A 2,655-nucleotide genomic window follows, 5' to 3' on the forward strand; every position below is an offset into this window, starting at 1 on the left:
CTGGGCGGCGACAATTAGCTTGGCCGGTCGTTGACGTTTGTTTTGGCCGGTGGTGAGGAGTCGGAGGCGGCGTAGCCGCCGGAGGCGGCGTAGCCGCCGGAGACGACGAACCACCGGCGGCGCCGCGTCGGCGGGGCAATAGGATGGCTGATCGATTCTTAAAGAAGAAGCGGTCAGTACATGTCTGGAACCCGCATCACCGACCAACAGGTTCGCCTCTACATGAACAAGCGCAAACACCATTCGCAGGAAGTTGCGGCCGCCAAGGCAGGAATAAGCGTGCGCAGCGCACGCCGCATCGAGCGTGACGCGACGTTGCCGTCCCAGAAGCCCCGGCGCTCCTGGCGCACCCGTCCCGATCCGTTCGCCGATGTCTGGGACAGCGAAGTCGTGCCCTTACTGCGCAACGCTCCCCATCTGATGGGCATCACGATCCTGCGCAAGCTGCAGGATGATCACCCGGGCTGCTATTCCGACAGCATGCGTCGCACGCTGGAACGACGCATTTCTCAATGGCGGGCGCTCGAAGGTCCCAGCCAGGAGATCTTCTTCCCTCAGGAGCATCAACCCGGCGTGCGCGGGCTGTCTGACTTCACCGATATGAGCAAGCTGTGCGTGACGATTGGCGGCGCTCCGTTCGAGCACCGGCTATATCACTTCGTGCTGGCATTCTCGCGCTGGGAATATGCCTGCGTGGTTGAGGGTGGCGAGAGCTTTGAAGCTCTCGCCAACGGGTTACAGAACGCTCTATGGCAGGCGGGAGGTTGCCCGCGTGAGCATCGCACCGACAGCCTGTCAGCCGCCTTCAAGAACCTGAGCGAGAAGGAAGACTTCACGACCCGTTACAAGGCGCTGCTCGAGCATTACGACATGCAGGGCACGCGCAACAATCGCGGTCTGGGTCACGAGAACGGGAGTGTCGAATCCTCGCACCGCTATCTGAAGGACGCCGTCGGTCAGGCCTTGATGCTGCGTGGCCATCGCGATTTCGCTGATCGTGCTGCCTACGATGAATTCATCCGCGAGCAGGTGATGCGTCGAAACCGGCGCAACGCCGCCACGTTCCGTATCGAGCGCCAGCAGCTTCAGGATCTGCCGGAGTACCGTACCACCGACTTCGTCGAGGAAGAAGCGCCTGTGACCCGCTGCAGCACGTTCACGGTGCGCGGCATCCTCTACAGTGCGCCGTCGCGCCTGATTGGTCACCGGCTGAAGGTGCGCGTCTACGGCGACCGGCTCGACTGTTACCTGTCCGGCGTGCTGGTGCACAGCACCGCACGGGGTTCCCGTGCAAACGACAACCGTCACGCGCTTGATTACCGCCACTTCATTGGCTCCCTGAAGCGCAAACCGCAGGCATTCAAGGGGCTCGCGTTTCGTGACGCACTGTTCCCGCGTGAGGCGTACCGCCGGACGTGGGAACAACTCGATGCCCGCCTGTCGCAACGCGAAGCATGCAAGACGATGGTTGGCCTGCTTGAACTCGCAGGCCTTCACGGCGTGGAGGCGGTACTGGCCGGAGAGCTTGAGGTGTTGCTGGAAGCCGGCAAGCTGCCCGATCTCAAGGCGCTGCGTGAGCGGTACGCACCCCGTGAGGCCTCGTGCCCGGAAGTGGAGGTTCAGATGCCGCCCGTCGCCGTCTATGACGAACTGCTCGAGGAGGTGGCAGCATGAACGCGCCCGCCCATGATGGTGGCCGCCTGGCCCTGATGCTCAACGAGCTGCGCTTGCCAACGATCGGCAGGTTGTGGCCCGAGTTCGCCGAGCGCTCGGACAAGGAAGGCTGGCAGGCCACGCGACTACTTGGCGCGCTGCTTGAGCACGAGCTGGCTGAGCGCGCCAAACGACGCATCGAGCGGCATCGTACCGAATCGCATCTGGACCCGACCAAGACGCTCGCCACCTTCGACTTCAGCGCCGTGCCAATGGTCTCGAAGGCCCATGTCACGGCGCTGGCCACCGGCGAGTCATGGCTGGAAAAAGGCGCTACGGTCCTTCTGTTCGGGCCACCGGGGGTCGGAAAAAGCCATCTAGGTTCGGCCATCGGGCACGCCCTGATCGATGCCGGATACCGCGTGCTGTTCACGCGCACCAGCGAACTCGTCCAGAAGCTGCAGGCAGCACGCCAGAGCTTGCAGTTGCCTTCAGCACTGGCCAAGCTCGACCGCTTCGACCTCATCGCCCTCGATGACCTGTCGTACGCTCGCAAGGACCAAGCCGAGACCAGCGTGCTGTTCGAACTGATTGCCGAGAGGTACGAGCGTAAAAGTCTTCTAATAACGGCCAATCAGCCGTTCTCGGGCTGGAATGACGTGTTCCCTGACCCCGGCATGACGGTCGCCGCTATCGACCGTCTTGTGCATCACTCGACGATCTTCGAGCTCAACGTTCCAAGCTACCGCCGCCGCCAGGCCGGCGATAAACAGAACGCGCGGCGGCGTCAATTACACGACGACAACCCTGCCAACCCGTTTAGTGGCCAGTCGCCTGACGACGGCAACGTTACGCAGTAGCGGTGAGCGTCAACTACACCATCACGCAACGACAACTACGAAGGAGGAGCACGCTAAATATGACCTGATACCCAACGACAACTACCCCGTTGACCGGCCAAAATAGTTGTCGCTGACCGGCCGCGCTGCTTGACGCTCTCTA

The 2,655-nt window shown here is 62.4% G+C and carries 2 protein-coding genes; both read left to right on the plus strand.

Annotated elements, in window-relative coordinates; genetic code table 11:
- Positions 1–180 precede the first annotated feature (180 nt).
- The gene (gene istA, locus GV035_RS26640; RefSeq protein WP_159838729.1) at positions 181–1,674 is read left to right on the plus strand and encodes an IS21 family transposase; all 1,494 of its coding nucleotides are present in this window, start codon (positions 181–183) and stop codon (positions 1,672–1,674) included.
- Positions 1,671–2,513, plus strand: a complete 843-nt coding sequence (gene istB, locus GV035_RS26645; protein WP_159838731.1) for an IS21-like element helper ATPase IstB — start codon at positions 1,671–1,673, stop codon at positions 2,511–2,513. Before istA ends, istB begins: the two co-directional genes overlap by 4 nt.
- Positions 2,514–2,655 lie beyond the last annotated feature (142 nt).

Source organism: Burkholderia sp. 8Y (assembly GCF_902506145.1).
Lineage (GTDB): Bacteria > Pseudomonadota > Gammaproteobacteria > Burkholderiales > Burkholderiaceae > Caballeronia.

Excerpts from the sequence above, each read along its gene's own strand:
- istA (WP_159838729.1), top strand. The coding sequence starts at position 181 with ATGTCTGGAACCCGCATCACCGACCAACAGGTTCGCCTCTACATGAAC.
- istB (WP_159838731.1), top strand. The coding sequence starts at position 1,671 with ATGAACGCGCCCGCCCATGATGGTGGCCGCCTGGCCCTGATGCTCAAC.